The organism is Luteibacter sp. 1214 (genome assembly GCF_031455395.1).
Taxonomy (GTDB): Bacteria; Pseudomonadota; Gammaproteobacteria; order Xanthomonadales; family Rhodanobacteraceae; genus Luteibacter; species Luteibacter mycovicinus.
In genome coordinates this window covers 801,742-817,985 of record NZ_JAVDSQ010000001.1, presented here as the reverse complement: position 1 = coordinate 817,985, position 16,244 = coordinate 801,742, and the positions used below count along the sequence as shown (strand labels likewise).

General features: G+C 64.1%; 12 protein-coding genes. 9 read left to right on the top strand and 3 right to left on the bottom strand.

The window, feature by feature from the left end; genetic code table 11:
* Positions 1-39: 39 nt before the first annotated feature.
* A complete protein-coding gene (gene gnd / locus J2X57_RS03395; RefSeq protein WP_036113931.1) occupies positions 40-1,044 on the bottom strand; it encodes a phosphogluconate dehydrogenase (NAD(+)-dependent, decarboxylating) in 1,005 nt (334 codons plus the stop codon).
* 79 nt (positions 1,045-1,123) lie between these two features.
* Positions 1,124-2,086, bottom strand: a complete 963-nt coding sequence (locus J2X57_RS03390) for a glutathione S-transferase family protein (protein ID WP_309863761.1) — start codon at positions 2,084-2,086, stop codon at positions 1,124-1,126.
* Positions 2,087-2,244: 158 nt separating this feature from the next.
* Here J2X57_RS03390 and J2X57_RS03385 point away from each other — a divergent pair, with 158 nt between their 5' ends.
* From J2X57_RS03385 to J2X57_RS03355, 7 genes are all read left to right on the top strand, one after another.
* Positions 2,245-2,739, top strand: coding sequence for a pyridoxamine 5'-phosphate oxidase family protein (locus J2X57_RS03385; protein ID WP_043693460.1), 495 nt, complete (start codon positions 2,245-2,247; stop codon positions 2,737-2,739).
* A gap of 73 nt (positions 2,740-2,812) precedes the next feature.
* Positions 2,813-4,750 (top strand): M1 family metallopeptidase, encoded by a 1,938-nt coding sequence (locus tag J2X57_RS03380; RefSeq protein WP_309863756.1) that lies wholly within the window; start codon positions 2,813-2,815, stop codon positions 4,748-4,750.
* Positions 4,751-4,752: 2 nt separating this feature from the next.
* Positions 4,753-5,385: a Pr6Pr family membrane protein gene (locus J2X57_RS03375; protein WP_036113922.1), complete on the top strand. Its 633-nt coding sequence runs from the start codon at positions 4,753-4,755 to the stop codon at positions 5,383-5,385.
* Between the two features lie 94 nt (positions 5,386-5,479).
* A complete protein-coding gene (locus tag J2X57_RS03370; RefSeq protein WP_043693466.1) occupies positions 5,480-7,669 on the top strand; it encodes a catalase in 2,190 nt (729 codons plus the stop codon).
* A gap of 89 nt (positions 7,670-7,758) precedes the next feature.
* A complete protein-coding gene (locus J2X57_RS03365) occupies positions 7,759-9,591 on the top strand; it encodes an ABC transporter ATP-binding protein (protein WP_036113918.1) in 1,833 nt (610 codons plus the stop codon).
* Between the two features lie 169 nt (positions 9,592-9,760).
* Positions 9,761-10,663: a DMT family transporter gene (locus J2X57_RS03360; protein ID WP_043693472.1), complete on the top strand. Its 903-nt coding sequence runs from the start codon at positions 9,761-9,763 to the stop codon at positions 10,661-10,663.
* Between the two features lie 68 nt (positions 10,664-10,731).
* Positions 10,732-12,360 (top strand): serine hydrolase, encoded by a 1,629-nt coding sequence (locus J2X57_RS03355; RefSeq protein WP_052191201.1) that lies wholly within the window; start codon positions 10,732-10,734, stop codon positions 12,358-12,360.
* Between the two features lie 56 nt (positions 12,361-12,416).
* Here J2X57_RS03355 and J2X57_RS03350 read toward each other — a convergent pair whose 3' ends face one another.
* Entirely contained in the window at positions 12,417-14,852 is a 2,436-nt protein-coding gene (locus J2X57_RS03350; protein WP_052191202.1) for a DUF3772 domain-containing protein, read from the bottom strand.
* 159 nt (positions 14,853-15,011) lie between these two features.
* Between J2X57_RS03350 and tpiA the strand changes: the two genes are divergently transcribed.
* Entirely contained in the window at positions 15,012-15,761 is a 750-nt protein-coding gene (tpiA, locus tag J2X57_RS03345; protein ID WP_309863740.1) for a triose-phosphate isomerase, read from the top strand.
* A 24-nt stretch (positions 15,762-15,785) separates the two neighbouring features.
* Positions 15,786-16,238 carry a preprotein translocase subunit SecG gene (gene secG / locus J2X57_RS03340; RefSeq protein ID WP_036113913.1) on the top strand — a complete coding sequence of 151 codons (453 nt, stop codon included), beginning with the start codon at positions 15,786-15,788 and terminating at the stop codon, positions 16,236-16,238.
* The last annotated feature ends 6 nt before the right edge of the window (positions 16,239-16,244 follow it).

Here is a 16,244-nt window from a genome sequence, read left to right as displayed (position 1 = left end):
CCAAAAAAAATCCCGCCTAAGCGGGATTTTTCATGCCTTTCAGGAATGATCGCCTTCTTTCGGCGGCTTCCCGCGACCTTCGATGTGACCACCGAAGCCCATGCGCATCGCCGACAGCAGGCGCTCCGCATAGGTGTGGTCCTGACGCGAGCGGAAACGGGCGAACAGGGCGGAGGTGAGTACTTCGGCAGGGACGGCTTCTTCGATCGCGGCGTTCACCGTCCAGCGGCCTTCGCCGGAGTCGTCGACGTAGCCGGAGTAGTTGTCCAGCTCCGGACCCTTGGCCAGCGCGCTGGCCGTGAGATCGAGCAGCCACGAGGACACGACGCTGCCGCGGCGCCAGACTTCGGCGATGTCGGCCATGTCGAGGTTGTAGCGCTCGCGCTCGGGCAGCTGCGTGCCGTTGCGGTTCTTCAGGATGTCGAAGCCTTCCGCGAAGGCCTGCATCATGCCGTACTCGATGCCGTTGTGGATCATCTTGACGAAGTGGCCGGCACCGGCGGGACCGGCGTGCATGTAGCCGTTCTCGACGCGCGGGTCACGGCCTTCACGGCTCTCGGTGCGCGGGATGTCGCCGGCGCCCGGCGCGAGGGTCTTGAAGATCGGGTCGAGGAAGTCGACGGTCGGCTTGTCGCCGCCGATCATCATGCAGTAACCGCGATCGAGGCCCCACACACCGCCGGAGGTACCGACGTCGACGTAGTGCTGACCCTTGGCGGCGAGCTCTTCGGCACGGCGGGCATCGTCCTTGTAGAAGGTGTTGCCACCGTCGATGATGATGTCGTCCTTGCCCAGCAGGCCACTGATCTTGGCGATCGTGGTCTCGGTGATCTCGCCTGCCGGCAGCATGACCCAGACGACCTTGGGCGAGGGCAGGGCCTGGACCAGGGCCTCGAGCGACTCGACGGCTTCGCCGCCGTCCTTCGCCAGCGTGGCACGCGCGTCGGCGTTGTTGTCATAGACAACGGTCTGGTGACCGTCCCTCATCAGGCGACGGGCGATGTTGCCGCCCATCTTGCCCAGACCGATCAAACCGATTTTCATGCGTGGGGTCCTCGTGTGTTTATCGGGGGAATATGTGGCTACCCGGTCAGGATGCAAGGCATATCAACGTGTCAGGCACTCAAAGCGGTGCCTCGAAGTCGATATCCGGTCCGGCGGGAACGATCCCGGTCGGGTCCAGCCAGGGGTGGCTCAGGTAATAGTGCTTTTTGATGTGCCCGAAGTCGACCGTTTCGCGAATGCCCGGCTCCTGATACAGCGCGCGCGTATACGCCCAAAGCACGGGATAGTCGATCAGGCGGTGCAGGTTGCATTTGAAATGTCCGTGGTACACCGGGTCGAAGCGGAGCAGGGTGGTGAACAGTCGCCAGTCGGCTTCGGTCAGGCGGTCGCCACACAGGTAGCGACGGTCCGAGAGGTGCATCTCCAGCCAGTCCAGTGTGTCGAACAGCGGGACGATGGCTTCCTCGTAAGCGTCCTGGCTGCCGGCAAAGCCGGCCTTGTACACGCCATTATTCAATGTGTCGTAGATCCGCGCATTGTACCCGTCGATCTCCGCGCGCAGGTGTTGCGGATAATAGTCGCCGCGCCGGGCGCCGACGCCATCGAAGGCGTCGTTGAACATGCGGATGATGTCGGCCGACTCGTTGCTGACGATGGTGCGCCTCTGTTTGTCCCACAGCACGGGGACGGAGGCCCGGCCCGAGACCGCCGGATCGGCCCGTTTGTAAAGCTCGTAGATCCGGCGCACTCCGTTGACGTCATCGGGCACGACGCCCTCGGCGAGCTCGAAGGTCCAGCCCTCGTCGCCCATGAGCCAATGTGTCACGGAGAGGCCGATCATCTCGTCGAGGCCTTTGATGGCCCGGAAAATCGCCGTGCGGTGTGCCCATGGGCACGCCCGTGCGATGTACAGGTGGTAGCGCCCGGCTTCGGCGGCAAAGCCGCCTTCGCCGGTCGGACCCGCCGAGCCATCCGGGGTAATCCAGTTCCGGAAACGCGTCGGCTCGCGCTCGAAGCGGCCCCCACTCTTGCCGGTGTCGTACCCCGCGGTGGTCCAGGTGCCTTCGACGAGCAGCCCCATGGGCGTCATCCTCGGTGGGAAAACGCCTTGATAGCGCAGGGGGAGAGAAAATTCCGTCATGTGAGGGCGATGTCTGTCCCTCGGGGGAGATGCTTGACGGGTTCTTCAGTGGCTCAGTGGGAGGGTGCGGCTTTCCATTACCTTCAAAGGAGCCTCTCATGACCGACGCACGCCAGCAGGACAACGAGAAGATCTGGTCGCTGATCAAGGACGCCCGCGTCGCCATGCTGACCAGCGAGCGCGACGGCCGGCTTTACAGCCGCCCCATGGTCGCCTCGCAGAAGGCCTTCGATGGCAGCCTCTGGTTTTTCACCCGCAAGAGTTCGCCGAAGGTTGCCGAGGTGGAGGCGCATCGCCAGGTCAACGTCGCGTATGCCAGTTCCTCCGACAACAGCTATGTTTCGCTGTCGGGCGCCGCTGTCGTGGTCGACGACCGCGCGTCCATCGATGCGCACTGGAACGAGTGGATCAAAACCTGGTTCCCGGATGGCAAGGACGACCCGGACATCGCGCTGATCCGTGTCGACGTCGACACCGCCGAATACTGGGATGCGCCCTCGTCGAAGATGGTCGTCGCGTTCGACTATCTGAAGGCGCGTCTTTCGGGAAAGACGCCCGACCTTGGCGAGAATCGCAAGATCGACGTCCGTTGACCTGACTTCTGGCACGGTAGAGGCGGGCTTCGTTTGCCGGTTACGCTCAGGGGTCGTTCCCAGGGTGTCCCCGATGAAAAACGTTGCCCGTCTGTCGCTCGCCAGTGTCGCCCTTGCGGGTTCGCTCGGCGCCGCGGCCGCGACCTTCGATCCGCGCGAAGCGTTCGCTCCGTTCGATTATCCCCAGCCGGCAACGGCTTATCGCTCCGGCAGCGGGATGCCGGGTCCGCTGTTCTGGCAGAACCGGGCGGACTACGATCTGTCCGCCACGCTAGACCCGGTCAGGAACACGCTGGTCGGTAAGGCCACGATCCACTACACCAACAACAGTCCTGACGCGCTCGACGTGCTCTGGCTGCAGATGGACGAGAACCGTTTCACCCGCGAGGCCCGCGGCAACTTCACCGGCGGACGGCAGCCGGCGGACAAGCAGCACACGGATGGTTACCGTATCGCGAGTGTGAGCGTCGAGCAGGGTGGCAGGACCGCGCAGGCGACGTATGTGGTCAGCGACACACGGATGCAGATCCGCCTGCCAGAGGCGGTTTCCGCGAAAGGCGGCAAGGTCTCGGTGACGATCGAATATTCTTACGATCTGCCGGGCGATTTCGGTGGCCGTACGGGCTTCGCACCGTCAAAGAACGGCAATATCTACGAGATGGCGCAGTGGTACCCGCGCATGTGCGTATACGACGATCAACGTGGCTGGGACACCGCGCCCTATCTCAACAGCGAGTTCTACCTCGAGTACGGCGACTTCAACTACGCGATCACCGTGCCATCGGACATGATCGTGGCCGGCTCCGGCGAACTGGTCAACCCGGACGACGTGCTCACGGCCGCGCAGCGCGACAGGCTGGCCAAAGCACGCGAGAGCGACAAGACGGTGATGATCCGCACGCCCGCGGAAGTGACCGATCCGGCCAGCCGGCCGAAGAAGGGCGGTACGCTCACCTGGAAATTCCAGATGAAGAACACGCGTGACGTCGCGTTCGGCGCGTCGACCAGCTACGTGTGGGACGCGGCGCGGATCAATCTGCCCGAAGGCAAGAAAGCCCTGGCCATGTCGGTGTACCCGGTGGAGAGCGTCGGTGACGCGCAGTGGGGTCGTTCGACGGAATACCTGAAGGCTTCTGTCGAGCACTTCTCGACAAAGTGGTACCCGTACCCGTACCCCGTCGCGATCAATGAAGCCGGCGACGCGGCCAGTGGTATGGAATACCCGGGCATCGTCTTCGATCCGATGAAGGCGTCGCCGAAGGACCTCCACATGGTGACCGCGCACGAGATCGGTCACACCTGGTTCCCGATGATCGTCGGTTCCGACGAGCGTCGTAACGCCTGGATGGACGAGGGATTCAACACCTTCATCGACGTGTATGAGGCGGACGCGTTCAACCGGGGCGAATTCGCGCCGAAGCGCGACAGTGAGTACTCGCCCAAAGGTGGCAATCCGGTCGACGAGATCCTGCCGCTGCTGGCTGATCCGGAAGCGCCGAATCTGCTGATCGGTGCCGACATGGTCAAAGAGAAATACCGGCACCAGGCGACGTACTTCAAGGCGGCCCTCGGCCTGGTGCTGTTGCGCGAGCAGATCGTCGGTCCCGAGCGTTTCGATCCGGCGTTCCGTAAGTACATTACCACCTGGGCCTATAAGCATCCGACACCGTCGGACTTTTTTCGCCTGATGGAGAGCGAAACCGGCGAGGACCTCGGCTGGTTCTGGCGCGGCTGGTATGCCAACAACTGGCAGCTGGACCTTGCGGTGACGAAGGTGGATGGTGCGAAGGTGACCATCGCCAATCTGGATCGGCTGGTGATGCCTGCGACCCTGCGGGTGACCTTCGAGGACAAGACCACGCGCGATATCCGCATCCCGGTGGAGACCTGGCAGCAGCACACGGCCTTCGACGTGACCGTCCCGGGCCAGAAGAAGATCGTGGGCGCCGTGATCGATCCGGATCACACGCTTCCCGATCGCGACCGCTCGAACAACGTCTGGCCGCACTGACCATGTCGCCCCGGGTTGCCGCTGTCTCAAATCTTTTCGCGATTATCGTCGCAGCGGTCGCCTGGCCGACGCTGATGCTCCAGTACTGGCTGATGCTCTGGTCGGGGCCGGTACTGGAAGTGACGCTGCGTTTCTTCAGCTTCTTCACCATCCTGTCGAACCTTCTGGTCGCGCTGGTCGCCACCTCGTCGGCGACGGGTGGTGAATGGGCTCCCCTGCGGATATGGCGTGGCCCGCGCGTGCGCGGACTGGCGGCCTTGTCCATTTCGGTGACCTGTCTGATTTACGCGGTGCTCCTGCAGTCGCTCTGGCACCCGATGGGGCCGCAGCTGGTCGCCGATCGTTCGCTGCATTACGTCGTGCCGTTTCTGTTCGTCGTGTGGTGGCTTGCGTTGCTCCCGCATGGCGCACTGGTTTGGGGTGACGCGTTGCGCTGGATGGTGTTTCCGCTGGCTTTCCTGGTATGGACGCTGGGTCGGGGCGCCGTGGTGCATGAGTATCCCTATCCGTTCATGGACGTGGCTCACCTGGGTTACGTCGCGGTGCTGCTCAACAGCCTTCTCGTGGGGGCTCTGTTTCTCGGTCTGGGCCTCGCGCTCGTCGCCCTCGACAAGGCGCTGGCGCGCCACGCCTGATACCTACGTAGAAGTGTGGCCTTTGCACTGGCTTGACCCGCGATTCACGGGGCCGCTGCCATATACCTCCCGTTGAGAACACGCGAGGTACATCATGAGCAAGGCGCCCAAAGCCCCAGCCGACGATTCACGCAAGCACTCCTCCGCCGTCCACGACGATCCCAAGCGCGCCGATCTGGCGAGGGATACCGTCGATGCCGCCGGCGCGACGATGACGACCGATCAGGGAACGCGCATCGCCGACGACCAGAACTCGCTGAAGGCCGGCGAGCGCGGCGCGACGCTGCTGGAGGATTTCATCCTCCGCGAAAAGATCACCCACTTCGATCACGAGCGCATCCCGGAACGTATCGTCCATGCGCGCGGTGCCGCGGCGCATGGCTATTTCGAGGCCTACGATTCGCTGGCATCGGTCACGCGCGCGTCCTTCCTGGCACAGAAAGGGAAGCGCACGCCGGTTTTCGTCCGCTTCTCCACCGTGGCGGGCTCCCGCGGGTCCACCGATCTCGCCCGCGACGTGCGCGGCTTTTCGGTGAAGTTCTATACCGAGGAAGGCAATTACGATCTCGTCGGCAATAACATCCCGGTGTTCTTCATTCAGGACGCGATCAAGTTTCCCGATCTGATCCATGCGGTGAAACCCGAGCCGCATAACGAGATTCCGCAGGCCGCCAGCGCACACGACACCTTCTGGGATTTCATCTCCCTGATGCCCGAGTCGATGCACATGATCATGTGGGCGATGTCGGACCGTGCGATTCCGCGCAGCTACCGGATGATGGAAGGGTTCGGCGTCCACACGTTTCGTTTCGTCAATGCGGCGGGCAAGTCGACCTTCGTCAAATTCCACTGGAAGCCGAAGCTCGGTCTGCACAGCGTGGCCTGGGACGAAGCGCTGAAGATCTCCGGCAACGACCCCGACTTCCATCGGCGCGATCTGGCCGATGCCATCACGGCGGGCGATTTCCCGGAATGGGAGCTCGGTGTACAGCTGGTCGACGAGGAAGACGAGCACAAGTTCGATTTCGATCTGCTCGATCCGACCAAGCTGATTCCGGAAGAGGTAGTGCCCGTGCGCCTCATCGGCCGCATGGTGCTGGACCGCAACCCGGATAATTATTTTGCCGAGACCGAACAGGTCGCGTTCCATCCCGGACACGTCGTGCCGGGTATCGATTTCAGCAACGATCCCCTGCTGCAGGGACGCCTGTTCTCGTATACGGACACGCAGCTCTCGCGCCTGGGCAGCCCTAACTTCCACGAGCTGCCGATCAATCGTGCCGTGGTTCCGGTCCGCAATCACCAGCGCGATGCCCACATGCGGCACACGATCGACAAGGGGCGCGTCGCGTATGAGCCCAACTCGCTGGGCGGCGGGTGTCCGTTCCAGGCCTCCTGGAAGGATGGCGGATTCACGTCGGTGAACGAGCGCATCGACGCGCGGAAGGTACGTGCGCGTAGTGAAACGTTCCTCGATCACTTCACGCAGGCGCGCATGTTCCTGCACAGCCAGTCCGAGGCCGAGTACAACCATATCGTCAGCGCGCTGCGCTTCGAGCTGGGCAAGGTACAGGAGCCGACGGTACGGCAACGCATGCTGTTCATGCTGGCTCAGGTCGACACGGACCTTGCGGCGAGCGTGGCGCAGGCGCTCGGCATTCCTGTCCCGAAGAAGAGCGACGGGCCGCTCAACCGAAGCGTGCCAGCCGACGCGGATCCGAAGAGTTATCAACCGACGCCGGCGCGTGACGTGCCGGTCTCCCCGGCGCTCAGCATGCGCCACCGGCCAGGCGACACCCTGGCGACGCGCAAGGTGGCGGTGCTGCTGGCCGATGGCTTCGCGGCTGATGACGTCGCTGCGGTACGCAAGGCCCTCGAGCAGAGTGGGGTACAGGTCAAGTTCGTCGCACCTCAGCTTGGTTCGATTCGCTCGAACGGCGATTCCGTCGAGGCCGACTTCAGCTTCCTCACGAGCAATTCGGTGCTGTTCGATGCGATCTACGTGCCGGGCGGCCGGGGTAGCGTCGATCTGCTGAAGCGCGTGCCGGATGTCGCGGACTTCATCAAGGACAGCTGGCGCCATTGCAAGGCCATCGCTGCCAGCGGTGAAGGCGCCGAGCTTCTCGTCGGTCTGCCCGGCGGTGTCGCCGTCGGCGAAAAAAAGGACGTCCGCAGCGAGCACGGCGTGGTCGTCACGGGCGGAAAGGCCAGCGATGGGTTCGCGAAGGGCTTCGTGCAGGCGCTGGCCGCGGGACGGCACTGGGAGCGTGAAACGCTCTCCTGACCGGGGCCCTGGCCGGGGGATACGTGGACCACGTATCCCCCGGTGCCTTACGACATCGACGTGACTCCATACCGGTCTACAATGCCGGCATGATATTCCGATGGTTCGAATCCCTGATCGACATTTTCCGCGAGGTCCCTGATCGGACCCCGCCGAAGAGTGTCGTCCGCTTCTATGCCCATTACCTGCGTCAGGTATGGAAGATCTTCGTCGCAGCCCTCGTGGTGGGGCTGGCCGTCGCCCTGATCGAAGTCGCCATGTTCGACTTTCTGGGGCGCCTGGTCGACATGGCGCAGAAGACGCCGGCGGCGACTTTCTTCCAGACGCACGCCGGCACGCTCGCGTGGATGGCGTTCGTCGTGGTCGTCCTGCGTCCCCTCTCGATCGGAATTCACGATCTTCTGGTCAACCAGACACTCAATCCCGGCATGACCAGCATGATGCGCTGGCAGCATCATCGCTATGTGCTCAAGCAGAGCCTGTCCTTTTTCCAGAACGACTTCGCCGGGCGCATCGCCAATCGCATCATGCAGACGGCGCCCTCGCTGCGGCAGTCGGCCGTGCAGGTGGTTGACGCCCTCTGGTACGTCACCGTCTATGCCGGCACCTCGATCTACCTGTTCGCCAAAGCGGACATCTGGCTGGCCGTTCCGCTGATCTGCTGGATCGCTGGCTATATCGGCATGCTCGTGTTCTTCGTGCCGCGGGTGAAGGAGCGTTCGTGGAAGGCGTCGGAGGCCCGCTCGAAGCTGATGGGGCGCATCGTCGACGGCTACAGCAACGTGATGACGCTGAAACTCTTCGCCCATACGAATCGCGAGGAAGCCTATGCGCGTGAAGCCATCGTCGAGCAGACCGAGAAGGTGCGGTCGTCGAGCCGCATGGTCACGACGATGGATGTCTCCATCACGACGCTCAACGGCCTGCTGATCGGCTTCACCAGCGCACTGGCGTTGTGGCTTTGGTCGCGTGGCACGGTGACGACGGGTCAGGTGGCGCTCGCCGTGGGCCTGGTCATCCGTATCAACAACATGTCCGGCTGGATCATGTGGGTGGTCAACGGCATCTTCGAGGATGTCGGTACCGTCCAGGATGGCATCACCACGCTCTCGCAGGAACGTACGGTGGTCGATCGGGCCGACGCCGTGCCGCTGGTGGTGTCGAAGGGCGAGGTCCGCTTCGACGATATTCATTTCCATTACGGCAAGGCCGGCGGCATCATCGGCGGCCTCGATCTGGTCGTGCGTGCGGGTGAGAAGATCGGACTGGTCGGCCCGTCGGGTGCCGGCAAGTCCACGATGGTGAACGTGCTGCTGCGTCTCTACGACCTCGAGGACGGGCACATTTACATCGATGGGCAGGATGTCGCGAAGGTCACCCAGGAATCGCTGCGCTCGAAGATCGGCGTGGTGACGCAGGATACTTCGCTGCTGCATCGATCGATCCGGGACAACCTGCTTTACGGGCGTCCGGATGCGACCGACGCGGAGATGGCCGAGGCCGTCCGGCAAGCTCGTGCGGATGAGTTCATCCCGCTGCTGTCGGATGGCGAAGGTCGCACGGGTTACGACGCCCACGCCGGCGAGCGTGGCGTGAAGCTATCGGGTGGCCAGCGGCAGCGTATCGCCATTGCGCGCGTCCTGCTGAAAGATGCGCCCATTCTGGTTCTGGACGAAGCCACCTCGGCGCTGGATTCCGAAGCGGAGGCAGCGATCCAGGAGAGCCTCGAGACGCTGATGCGCGGCAAGACCGTTATCGCGATCGCCCACCGCCTGTCGACCATCGCGAAGATGGATCGTCTCGTCGTGATGGAACACGGGGCCATCGTGGAGACCGGCACGCATTCGGAGCTGATTGCGCGTGGCGGCCTTTATGCGCGCTTGTGGGCGCATCAGACCGGTGGCTTCGTCGGGGTGGAGTAGGGCGGCCTCCCAGGCTCCAGGGTTTCCCGCTCCGCCCGCTCAGTGAACGCAAGGGAAGGGGAGGGACGCATGGCAGGCATGAATCGGGCGATAGGCAGCGTTGCAAAGAACGCGCTTGTCGGCCCCGTGGTTCCGGCGACAATGAGGGCCAGACACAAGTGAGGTTCGTATGTCCGCTGCCACCGATGCCCCCGTCGATTCGATCACGCCGACCGCCACGCGGGACTGGCGTACACCGGTCGAGCTGGTGGCCCTGGGCGCCATCTGGGGCGGCTCGTTTCTCTTCATGCGCGTGGCCGCGAAAGACTTCGGCCCGTTCCCGATGGTGGCGACGCGCCTGCTGTTCGGTTCGGTGATCCTGCTGCCGCTGTTGTGGCGCGCCCGCGGCACCCTGCGCTTTTCGCATCTGTGGAAGATGCTGGTACTCGGCGCGTTGAGCGCGGCCGTCCCGTTCACCCTGTTCGCCTGGGGTGCGGAGCGCGCACCGGCTGGCATTGGCGCCATCGCCAACAGCATGACGGTCCTCTTCGCGGCCCTCGTCGCCTTCGTCGGCTTCGGTGAGAAGATCGGCACGCGCAAGGCCATCGCCCTGGTCGCCGGCTTTATCGGCGTGGTGATTCTCGCCAGCGGCCGCACTGCGGGTGACAACGTGGCACCGGCCGCCCTGGCGGGCGCCGCGGCGTCGTTCTGCTACGGACTTGCCGGCAATCTGATCAAGCGCTACCTGTCCGATATCGCGCCCACGGCAGTAGCGGCCGGGTGCCTGCTCGGTGCGACCCTTCTGACCGCGCCGCTGGCCGTGCTGACATGGCCCGACGCGCCCATTCCCGTGAAGTCGTGGGTCGCCGTCACGGCGCTGGGTGTGCTTTCCACCGGTCTGGCCTACGCGTTCTACTTTCGCCTCATCCAGCGTATCGGTGCGCCGCGCGCCGCCACCGCGACCTATCTGGTGCCCCTGTTCGGCGTGGCCTGGGCCTGGATGTTCCTCGGTGAGGCGCTCACCCCGACCATGGCGCTCGCCGGCGCGATCATTCTCGGCAGCGTGCTTTTCAGCCAGAAAAGCAAGGCCTGAGAGAAGTCTTTCGCCGGACGGCGATGCGTGGAATAGTCCCCACACCGTTTTGCCTGCAGGGGCTTTCCATGTCGCGTCTTCGTTATCTTCTCGCCTTCGGCGTCACCAGCTTCGCGTTCGCACTCGCCGCGCAGGGGCAGGACGTGGGGCCGTCGCCCGCTTCCGCCGCCACGGCATCCCGTCCGGCGGCGCTGGCCGACTTCGACGCCTATGTCGATGCGACGCGCAAGCAGTTCGACGTGCCGGGTATCGCCGTGGCGATCGTCAAGGACGGCAAGATCGTCCTCGAGATGGGCTCGGGCGTGCGCAAGCTGGGCGACCCTGCCAAGGTCGATGCGCATACCCAGTTCGCCATCGCCTCGAATACCAAGGCGTTTACCGCGGCGTCGCTGGCTATCCTCTCCGACGAGAACAAGCTGGACATGAACGACCGGGTGGTCGACCGGCTGCCCTGGTTCCAGATGTCGGATCCCTACGTGACCCGCGAGATGCGCGTGCGCGATCTGCTTGCGCATCGCAGCGGCCTCAGCCTTGGCGCGGGGGACCTGCTGTACTGGCCCGCGACGACGTACACCACGAAGGAAGTGGTGCAGCGTCTTCGTTACGTGCCTCTGACCAACAGTTTCCGTGCGGAGTATGCGTACGACAACATTCTCTTCGCGGTGGCGGGCCTGGTGATCGAGCAGGTCTCGGGCAAGCCCTGGGCCGACTTCGTGCACGATCGCATCTTCGTTCCGCTGGGCATGACCGAGTCGCAGACGCATGCGCCGGAAAGCATCGGCCCGAACGACGACATCGCTACGGGTCATGCCAAATTCGACTTCAAGGACCTGAAGCCGGTCGCGCCGATGTCGTGGAACAACAATCCTTCGGCGGGCGGCATCTACTCGAGCGTGCACGACCTGTCGAAGTGGCTGACCATGCAGCTCGATGGCGGCACGTACAAGGACGGCAGCGGCAAGGAACAACGTCTCTTCAGCGAAAAGCGTCAGGCCGAAATGTGGTCGTTGATCACGCCGATCCGTATCCCTGAGCCCACCGTGCCCGAACTCAAATCGGCCAGACCGAACTTCTCCGGCTACGGCGAAGGCTGGTTCGTTTCCGACTATCGCGGTCACAAGCTGGTCTGGCACACCGGTGGCTGGCCCGGCATGGTCTCGCGCGTCACGATGGTTCCCGACCTCAAGCTGGGTATCGTGGTGCTGACCAATCAGGAGAGCGGTGCCGCGTTCCAGGCGGTGACCATGCGTGCGCTGGACGCATTCACCGATGCGCCGAAGACCGACTGGATCGCCGCATACGCCGCCGGCGTCAAAAAGGCGGAAGGTAACGCCGACGACAGCATGAAGAAGCATGAGGCGGCGCGCATGAAGGGTGCGAAGCCCTCGCTGCCGCTCGATGGTTATGTCGGTACGTATCGCGATCCGTGGTACGGCGACGTCAAGGTGTCGAAGCAGGGCGGCAAGCTGTCCATGACCTTCAGCAAGACCGCGCAGCTCAGCGGCACGCTGGAGCCGTGGCAGCACGATACCTTCATCGCTCACTGGACGGATCGGTCGCTTAACGGCGATGCGTTCGTCAACTTTTCGCTGGATCCGGATGGCAAAGTCCGCGAAGTGCGGATGGAGCCCGTCTCACCGTTGACCGATTTCAGCTTCGACTTCCAGGATCTGCGCCTGGTGCCGGTCGAGAAATAAGACTTACAGGAGCGCCTTTCGCGCGATGTGAAGAGCATCGCGCGCAGGGCGCGCTCCTACGACGAAGGATCGTCCGTGGACGCCTTCGGCGCAGCCGCACCCGTCGGCCCTGGCATCTCTGGCGTATTCCCTCCCGAGCGCAACACCAGATCCTGCGGTCGGAGCAGCGGAATATCCGCCCCGCGCAACCGGGCGATGATGTCGAACAACAGATCGCTCTTGACTCCGCCGACGTCGCGCGGGCTACCCACATAGCACGTCGCCACGAACATCATCGCGGTGCGGTCGATGCTGTCCAGCGTCACCGACGGCGCGGGCGTATCCTGCACGGCGCTATGCGCGGTCATCGCTTCCAGCATGTGATCGCGCACGTGCACCGGGTCACTGTCCAGCGGCATCGGCAGCTTGATCTGCACGCGCCCCTGCGGATTGGCCATCGTCATGTTCCGCACCGGTTTGGTGATGAACGACGAGTTCGGCACGATGATGGTCGAGCGGTCGCCTACCTGGATTTCGGTGGCACGGACATTGATCCGGCGGATGTCGCCCTCGGCATCGTCCAGCACGACCCAGTCGCCGACCTTGACCGGTCGCTCGGCCAGCAGGATGAGGCCTGAAATGAAGTTCTGCACGATCGCCTGCAGGCCGAAACCGATACCGACCGACAAGGCCGAGGCGACCCACGCCACGTTCTGTACCGAGAGACCCATCGCCAGCAGCGCGATGGCGACGACGATGACGACGCCGACGTAGCCGAGCAGTGTGGTCAGCGAACTGCGCATGCCCGGGTCGAGGCTGGTTCGCGGCAGGTACTGGTCGGACAGCCAGTTCTTCGCTACGCGCACCGCCATCAGGCCGACGAAGAACAGGCCGATCGCCGTGAGGATCTGATCGGGTTTCAGCTCGACGTTGTAGATTTTCAGCGACTGCAGTTTGCCGCCGAGTTCCAGCAGGTCCGGAACACTGCCGCCGGCACCGGCCGCCGCGGCGGAGAGACCGAGCAGGAACAGACCCAGCCTCACGACGCCGGAGAGCAATACGCCCGCCTGGTCCAGCATCTTGGGATGCGTGCCGAAGACCGCCTGCGCACGGGCGCTCATCGGCCCCTTTTCCGACAGCAGCGTCTCGAAGAGGTCGTCGACCAGACGCATCGCAAGATATGTCGCGGCGATCACGATGGTGATCCAGACCACGCGTCCGGCCATGAAGGCGGCGAACGAGACATAGCCCAGAAGCAGACCGACCCAGGAAGCGATGATGGCGATCCACGCCGCCGCGATCAGCAGGCTGGCCCAGATCGGACGGGCGGCCGTGGCTTGCCCGGCATCGTCGCTGTCGGCGTCTGCCTCCGTCTTGTGTGTACGGCTGAGGCGGATCAGGGCGAGGGCGGCGAGGATGGTCAGTACCACCGCTTGCACGCTGCTGGTCATGACCGTTGCCGCGAGGCTCGTGCCGATCGTCCGGTTCAGCAGGTCGAGAAAGCGGAACAGCACGATCGCCAGCGAGAACAGCATCGGAAAACGCCGCAGCTGGAGGGCGGTCTCGTCCGAGAGTGCGGGCAGTCGCCACGAGGGCTTCTTGGCGGAGATCAGTGCGCGGCCCAGTCCGGCGACGAACGCACCGAAGAACACCAGTCCGACGATGTGCTTCGCGATCTCGTCGGTGTCGTGGCTGAGCGTGTCGTTCCAGTTGATGCCGAGATAAAGGAGCTGGGTGCCCAGCCCGGTGGTGAGTGTCGAGGTCAGCGCGATGCCCAGGATCAGTGCCGAGCGGCGCAGGCGGCCTGGCGGCATGCGGTTGGCCGTGAGGTGGCGCACGCGATGTTCGATATAGAAGCGAACGCCCGTCATCAGAAGCAGGCCGAAGAACACGCAGACGATCAGCGCGACCCGGTTGCCCTGGGTCCAGCTGGCGGCAAGGTCGGTTCTGGCCTGGTTTCCGAAATCGCGAAGATTGGCCAGGTCACGGGGAAAGGCGTCCGCCGGATCGGACCAGAACGCGCGGGACACGGGGGAGTTGGTCCGCTGGGAGATGGTCTGCTGGAAGCGGATGCGCCGCAGATCCGCCAGCTGTCCGGAGGTCTGCTGCGCCTCGAGCGCGATGCCGTCCGCCTGCTTGATCTGAGCGTCGACCGCGTTGAACGCCTTGGTGGCGTCCTTGCGGGACGCGGCGAGCTCCGGTGCTTCTTTCGTCCCGTTGGCGGGCGCGGGGCCCATCTGGTCGAGGCGGGCCTTGGCCGCGTCCCGGCTGGACTGCAGGGCGCTCGACACCTTCTGTGCGTTGGAGACGATGTCCGTCGCCTTGCCGCGCAGGTCGTCGATCTTGCCGTCGGTGATCTGCTCGTCCTTCATGGACTTCTCGACCTGGTCGAGCTGGCCGCGCAGATCGTCGATCTGCTGCGCCGGTGTGGTCGTGGCGTCGTCGGTCTGGGCAAAGGCCAGGCCGCTCGTGAAGACGAGCAGGGCGATAAAGAGAATTCTCAGGGTGCGCATACGGGGATCATAAGACAGGCCGGATCAAGGCAAATGCCCGATTCATGCATTACCCTCGGTGAATGGCGCGTGCGCGCCCTCCGTGCGGCAATGCAGCTTTGCCGCCGGGCGGCCCGCCGCTATCCTGCCGCCCCCTTACCCCGCACGGAATCCTGACCCATGCGCACGAAGCTCGTCGCCGGTAACTGGAAGATGCATGGCTCCCGCAAGATGGCGGACGACCTCGTTCGCGAGTTGGTGGAGAACCGGCCGGACGGTCCCGACCTGGTGGTCTTCCCGCCGGATGTGTTCCTGCAGGAGCTGACGCACAAGTACCGCGACCGGGGGCTGCGCTTCGGTGCCCAGGACCTGAGTGAGCACTCGGCGTCGGGTGCCTTCACCGGTGAGGTCTCGGGCAGCATGCTGCGGGACGTGGGCGCGACGTGGGTGCTGGTCGGCCATTCGGAACGTCGTCAGTATCAGCACGAGTCCGACGCGGTCGTGGCCGGAAAAGTCGAGGCCGCCCTCGGCGCGGGGCTGACTCCCATCCTTTGTGTCGGTGAGACCCGTGAGGAGCACGAGGCCGGGCAGGCCGAGGCCGTAATCGGTCGCCAGCTAGAGGCCGTGTTGGTACACGTGGGCATCGAACCGTTCCGTCAGGCGGTCATCGCGTACGAGCCTGTCTGGGCTATCGGGACGGGTCTGACGGCCACTCCGGACAAGGTGCAAAAAATTCATGCCTTCATCCGTAGCCAACTGGCAAAAAAGGATGTTAATATCTCGCTCCTGACCCGGGTGCTTTACGGTGGAAGCGTCAAGCCGGCCAATGCGGCCGAACTTTTCGCCCAGCCTGATGTAGACGGGGGACTCATCGGCGGTGCGGCTCTCGTAGCGTCCGATTTCCTGGATATATGCGCCGCGGCGCGATAATCGCGACACGGCAAACAAGAAGATATGTTCATCCTCTTCAGCGTTTTCTATATCCTGATCGCCGCGGCGATGATCGTGCTGATCCTCATGCAGCGCGGCGCCGGTGCGGATGCAGGTTCGGGTTTCGGTGGCGGCGCGTCCGCAACCGTGTTCGGTGCGCGTGGTTCGTCGAGCTTCATGACGCGAGCTACCGCGATCCTGGCGGCACTGTTCTTCGTGCTCAGCCTGGGTATGGGTATCTACCTCGGTCGCACGGGTGCTCCCCAGCCGGCCGCGGATCTTGGCGTGATGTCTGGCGTTACCACGCCGGCCGCTCCCGCCAACAACGCTCCGGTGAAGCCGGTCGCGTCGGATGTGCCGCAGGCACCCGCCGCCAACGGTGACACCCCGGCCGCCACGGCGCCGGCAGCGACCAACGATGTTCCGGCTGCGAAGCAGGAAGCCACCCAGGCTCCCGCCGAACCGGCCAAGAAGTAATCAGCG

Excerpts from the sequence above, each read along its gene's own strand:
- gnd (WP_036113931.1), bottom strand. The coding sequence starts at position 1,044 with ATGAAAATCGGTTTGATCGGTCTGGGCAAGATGGGCGGCAACATCGCC.
- J2X57_RS03390 (WP_309863761.1), bottom strand. The coding sequence starts at position 2,086 with ATGGGGCTGCTCGTCGAAGGCACCTGGACCACCGCGGGGTACGACACC.
- J2X57_RS03385 (WP_043693460.1), top strand. The coding sequence starts at position 2,245 with ATGACCGACGCACGCCAGCAGGACAACGAGAAGATCTGGTCGCTGATC.
- J2X57_RS03380 (WP_309863756.1), top strand. The coding sequence starts at position 2,813 with ATGAAAAACGTTGCCCGTCTGTCGCTCGCCAGTGTCGCCCTTGCGGGT.
- J2X57_RS03375 (WP_036113922.1), top strand. The coding sequence starts at position 4,753 with ATGTCGCCCCGGGTTGCCGCTGTCTCAAATCTTTTCGCGATTATCGTC.
- J2X57_RS03370 (WP_043693466.1), top strand. The coding sequence starts at position 5,480 with ATGAGCAAGGCGCCCAAAGCCCCAGCCGACGATTCACGCAAGCACTCC.
- J2X57_RS03365 (WP_036113918.1), top strand. The coding sequence starts at position 7,759 with ATGATATTCCGATGGTTCGAATCCCTGATCGACATTTTCCGCGAGGTC.
- J2X57_RS03360 (WP_043693472.1), top strand. The coding sequence starts at position 9,761 with ATGTCCGCTGCCACCGATGCCCCCGTCGATTCGATCACGCCGACCGCC.
- J2X57_RS03355 (WP_052191201.1), top strand. The coding sequence starts at position 10,732 with ATGTCGCGTCTTCGTTATCTTCTCGCCTTCGGCGTCACCAGCTTCGCG.
- J2X57_RS03350 (WP_052191202.1), bottom strand. The coding sequence starts at position 14,852 with ATGCGCACCCTGAGAATTCTCTTTATCGCCCTGCTCGTCTTCACGAGC.
- tpiA (WP_309863740.1), top strand. The coding sequence starts at position 15,012 with ATGCGCACGAAGCTCGTCGCCGGTAACTGGAAGATGCATGGCTCCCGC.
- secG (WP_036113913.1), top strand. The coding sequence starts at position 15,786 with ATGTTCATCCTCTTCAGCGTTTTCTATATCCTGATCGCCGCGGCGATG.